The sequence below is a fragment of the Streptomyces pimonensis genome (genome assembly GCF_041380215.1).
Classification (GTDB): domain Bacteria; phylum Actinomycetota; class Actinomycetes; order Streptomycetales; family Streptomycetaceae; genus Streptomyces; species Streptomyces pimonensis.
Window position 1 is genome coordinate 1 of record NZ_JAHWZY010000088.1, and the last position, 4122, is coordinate 4122.

General features: G+C 65.1%; 6 protein-coding genes. 5 read left to right on the top strand and 1 reads right to left on the bottom strand.

What is annotated here, in order from left to right; all coding sequences use genetic code 11:
- Nucleotides 1–76: 76 nt before the first annotated feature.
- From KYY02_RS33360 to KYY02_RS33370, 3 genes are all read left to right on the top strand, one after another.
- Nucleotides 77–718, top strand: coding sequence for an RNA polymerase sigma factor (locus KYY02_RS33360; protein WP_371244734.1), 642 nt, complete (start codon nt 77–79; stop codon nt 716–718).
- Nucleotides 715–1716 (top strand): CU044_5270 family protein, encoded by a 1002-nt coding sequence (locus KYY02_RS33365; protein ID WP_371244719.1) that lies wholly within the window; start codon nt 715–717, stop codon nt 1714–1716. The genes KYY02_RS33360 and KYY02_RS33365 overlap by 4 nt, the downstream gene beginning before the upstream one ends.
- A gap of 176 nt (nt 1717–1892) precedes the next feature.
- A complete protein-coding gene (locus tag KYY02_RS33370; RefSeq protein WP_371244721.1) occupies nt 1893–2279 on the top strand; it encodes a hypothetical protein in 387 nt (128 codons plus the stop codon).
- A gap of 2 nt (nt 2280–2281) precedes the next feature.
- Here KYY02_RS33370 and KYY02_RS33375 read toward each other — a convergent pair whose 3' ends face one another.
- Nucleotides 2282–3103: a DDE-type integrase/transposase/recombinase gene (locus KYY02_RS33375; protein ID WP_371244726.1), complete on the bottom strand. Its 822-nt coding sequence runs from the start codon at nt 3101–3103 to the stop codon at nt 2282–2284.
- A 69-nt stretch (nt 3104–3172) separates the two neighbouring features.
- On the opposite strand from KYY02_RS33375, the gene KYY02_RS33380 reads away from it, so the two are divergent.
- Both KYY02_RS33380 and KYY02_RS33385 read left to right on the top strand, forming a co-directional pair.
- Complete coding sequence (locus KYY02_RS33380; RefSeq protein ID WP_371244731.1) at nt 3173–3499, top strand: transposase; 327 nt, start codon at nt 3173–3175, stop codon at nt 3497–3499.
- A 5-nt stretch (nt 3500–3504) separates the two neighbouring features.
- Nucleotides 3505–4122 (top strand): IS3 family transposase (locus KYY02_RS33385; RefSeq protein ID WP_371244739.1); only part of this gene is annotated, 618 nt, incomplete at its 3' end.

The window sequence follows — 4122 nt, forward strand, 5'->3', positions numbered from 1 at the left end:
GTTACGTCGGCAAGCCGGTTCTGCAACTGCTCGGACGCGAGGTGGAACCGATGCGGCTGTGCGGACACTTGTTGCTGTGGACTTCCTATTGCATGAACGGGTCCGGTCTGGCGATCGGACTGCGTTCGCCGAAATCTTTGACGAGCATGCGCGTGTCGTCTATGCCCACGCGATCAGGACGACGGGTGACTGGGCCCTCGCTGAGGACGTCATGTCCCTTACCTTTCTGGAGGCCTGGCGGCTGCGCGACAAGCTACGCGAGGAAGTCAGAAGCGTCCGGGCGTGGCTGTTGGGCATCGCGACCAACGTGATGCGCAACATTGCCCGGGCGGCACGTCGGCACCGGGACGCGATGTCCCGTCTACCACCGCCGGAAGCGTTGCCCGACTTCTCGGACGCGATCGTTGGTCAGATGGCCGATGCTGAGCGGCTGGCTGCAGCAGGCCGAGCACTGAAACGTCTGAAGAGGACTGAGCGCGAGGTCTTCACTCTGGTCGTCTGGTCCGATCTGGGGTATGCCGCGACTGCTGAGGCGTTAGGGATCCCGGTAGGCACCGTACGTTCCCGGCTCTCTCGGGCAAGAGAGAAGCTGCGCCGGCTCGTCGAGGAGGAGCTTGCACCGAAGGCGCATGGTGTGGAACCGCGAACCTACAGCGGACACATATCGCAGAGAGAGGGGACCTCGGTCCGCCCGTCCCACAGGAGGAATGGACGATGAGCTTGGAACAGCACGAGCAGTCCGAGCGTGAGCAGGCGAGCCGGATGCTGCCCCCGACTCCCTATCCAGAGCCGCCAGCCGGACACATGGATGCCCGTCGTGAACACTTCCTGACCGAGATTGACCGGCAGACGCGATCTTGCTCTCCCCGTTGGGCGCCGCGGCCGAGAGGGCGCTGGGGGCTGTCGGTGGGCGCGGCATTGGCCGCCGGTGCGGTCGTCGTCATTCTCACCCTCAACTCCGGCTCGTCTGATGCTCCGCTGAACACGCCACCGGCTTCGGTGGCGTCGGTCGAACTGCTGGAGAGAGCGGCACTGGCCGCCGCTACGATGCCGCAGACGAAGGCCCGCACCGGCCAGTACTCGTATGTCAAGACGGTCGGCCACACATCGGCTCTTTCCGAGACCAAGTCGGGCGATATGCAACTGCTCCGCGAGAGCGAGGTCATGGAGCAGTGGACTTCGGTCGACGGCAGTGAGCGGACTCTGCAGCGCAAGGACGGCAGTGACAGCCTGGTGCCAGAAACGCCCAGTGAAGGCAGTCTCAACGCACCGACCTACGACTTCCTGGCGGCCTTGCCGACGGACCCCGACGCCCTGCTGAAGCTGATCCGCGACGATGCTCAGAAGAACCACGGAGCCGGTTCCGACTCCACGACGGGCCCGGACCAGGAAGCCTTTGTAACAATCGGCGACCTGCTGCGCAGCGGGGTGACCCCGCCCGACACCGCTGCCTCCCTCTACCGGGCGGCCGCACTTATTCCTGGAGTCGACATCGTCCTCGACGTCGTCGACGCGGCAGGCCGGAAGGGGATCGCCGTCGCCCGAACCCACGAAGGCGAACGCACAGAGTGGATCTTCGATGAGAGCACGGCCCGACTGCTAGGAGAGCGCACAGTCCTTGTGGAGGACAACGCATGGGGCAAAGCCGGGACTGTCGTCACCTCCGTAGCCATCACCAACAGCGGCATCGTCGACGACGCAGGGCAGGTTCCTTAGAGTCCACGAGACGCAACGCAGCGCAGTACACCGATAACAGCAGGCATGCAAGGTCGTACCTTCGGACGAGTGTGATCGAGAATTCGACATCCTCGATCACGCTTGCACTCAGGTCACGCAGCATCCTGTGAGATTCCTGTGACGCATCAACACGCAACCATCACAGGAGTAACAGCATGCGCCGTGCACGCTTCTTCGTCCCGGTCAGCGCCGCCCTCTGCGCCTTAGCCACGAGCGCGACGACCGCAACGGCCGCACCCGAGCCCACGGCCATACCGGAGGTCGGTCTCGCCACGCCGGCCGAGGAAGCGGCGTTGCAGCAGCAGCTCGCCGAGACCAAGCCGGTGATCGCCACCTACAACGGCAGAGAGATAAACCTGGCCGACGGCTGGCAAGGGGCACAGGCCTGTTCCGAAGTGCCGAGCGGTGAGGTCTACTGCTTTGACACTGCCGAGGAAGCGGATCAGGCCCTGGCTGACATAGCCCCCGCAGTAACGAGAGGTACCAACAGCAACGTGGTGTCAGCGAAGCGGAAGATTTCAAGTCCAATGAGACGGTCGTGATGCTATGAGGTTTGTGCTGCGGGTTCTCTGCGCTTGGCCGGGTCGTTGATCCACGCCCGCTGGGGTATCCGGGGTGGTCGGGGGCGGCGGCCGAAGCGTTCGGGGTGGCGGGCGTATGCCTCGGCGAGGGTGACGGCCCGCTGGTCGCGGACCTCCTCGGCGGTGCCGAAGTGCACGCTGGCAGGCGTGTGCCAGCCGATGCCCGAATGCCGGTGCTCGTGGTTGTAGTACGCGATGAACGCCTCGAACCACTCGCGGGCATGCGCCAGCGAGTCGAACCGCTCGGGGTAGTCGGACATGTACTTCGTGGTCTTGAACTGGGCCTCGCTGTAGGGGTTGTCGTTGGAAACCTTCGGCCTCGAGTGCGACCTCGTCACCCCGAGGTCGATCAGCAGCTGGGAGACCTTCTTGGAGGTCATCGAGGTGCCGCGGTCTGCGTGCACGGTCTCGGGAACGATGCCGTTGCGGACGATGGTCTCGCGGATCAACTCCTCGGCCCGTTCGGCCGATTCGGCCCGCTCGACGGTGTGGCCGACGATGTAACGGCTGAAGATGTCGATGATGACGTAGGCGTGGTACCAGACGCCCTTGCCCGGCCCGGCCGCCTTGGTGATGTCCCAGGTGAACACCTGCGACGGGGCGGTGGCCACCAGCTCGGGCACCGTCTTCGGCGGGTGGGTGGCCTGGCGGCGGCGTTCGCCGGACTGCCCCTTCTCGCGCAGGATCCGGTACATCGTGGAGACGGAGCAGTGGTAGCGCCCGGCGTCCAGCTCGCGGGCCCAGATCTGTGCGGGCGCCAGCTCGGCGTACTCGTCGCTGTTCATCAACTCCAGGACCGCAGAGTGAACCGCCCCGGCTCGAATAGAGACTCGATTTCATGAAAGGATCGAGTCATGGCACGACCTTCCCGTTACCCGCTTGAGCTCCGCCGCCGTGCGGTGCGCATGGTCGCTGAGGTGCGCGACGATCACCCGAACGAGACGGCCGCTCTGCAGACGGTGGCCGACAAGCTCGGCATCGGCTCCCGCGAGACGCTCCGAAACTGGGTGAAGCAGCACGAGATCGACGCGGGGGCGCGTCCAGGGACGACGACGGACGAGTCCGCCCAGCTCAAGGCGTTGAAGAAGGAAAACGCCGAACTCAAGCGGGCCAACGAGATCCTCAAGGCCGCGGCAAGTTTCTTCGCGGCCGAGCTCGACCGGCCACACACACGCTCGTAGCGTTCATCGACGAGCACCGGGACCGCTTCGGCGGCGTCGAGCCGATCTGCAGAACCCTCACCGGGCACGACTGCAAGATCGCCCCTTCCACGTACTACGCCTACAAGAAACGCCTCGAAACTCCCTCCGCCCGTTCTGTGCGCGACGAGAAACTCAAAGTGCGCATCCAAGAGGTCTACACGTCCAACTACCGCGTCTACGGGGCCCGGAAGGTCTGGCGCGAGCTGAACCGGCAGGGACATGCGGTGGCCCGCTGCACCGTCGAGCGCCTCATGCGCGAACTCGGCATCACCGGCGCCGTCCGCGGCAAGAAGGTGATCACCACACTTCCCGGCGGACAAGTCGAACGGGCTCCCGACCGCCTGGAGCGCGACTTCGTCGCCAAGGCTCCGAACCGCTGCTGGGTCGCGGACTTCACCCACGTGAAGACCTGGGCCGGTGTCGTCTACGTCGCCTTCGTCGTGGACACCTTCTCCCGCCGGATCGTCGGCTGGTCCGCGGCCACCGTGAAGGCGACGGTCTTCGTCCTGGACGCTGTGGAGATGGCGATCTGGCAGCGCGACCGCGACCAACACCCCGTTCAACCAGGCGAGTTGATCCATCACTCGGACGCCGGGTCGCAA

Bases quoted from the DNA above. Each gene is read 5' to 3' on its own strand.
- KYY02_RS33380 (WP_371244731.1), top strand. From the start codon at position 3,173: ATGGCACGACCTTCCCGTTACCCGCTTGAGCTCCGCCGCCGTGCGGTG.
- KYY02_RS33375 (WP_371244726.1), bottom strand. From the start codon at position 3,103: ATGAACAGCGACGAGTACGCCGAGCTGGCGCCCGCACAGATCTGGGCC.
- KYY02_RS33365 (WP_371244719.1), top strand. From the start codon at position 715: ATGAGCTTGGAACAGCACGAGCAGTCCGAGCGTGAGCAGGCGAGCCGG.
- KYY02_RS33370 (WP_371244721.1), top strand. From the start codon at position 1,893: ATGCGCCGTGCACGCTTCTTCGTCCCGGTCAGCGCCGCCCTCTGCGCC.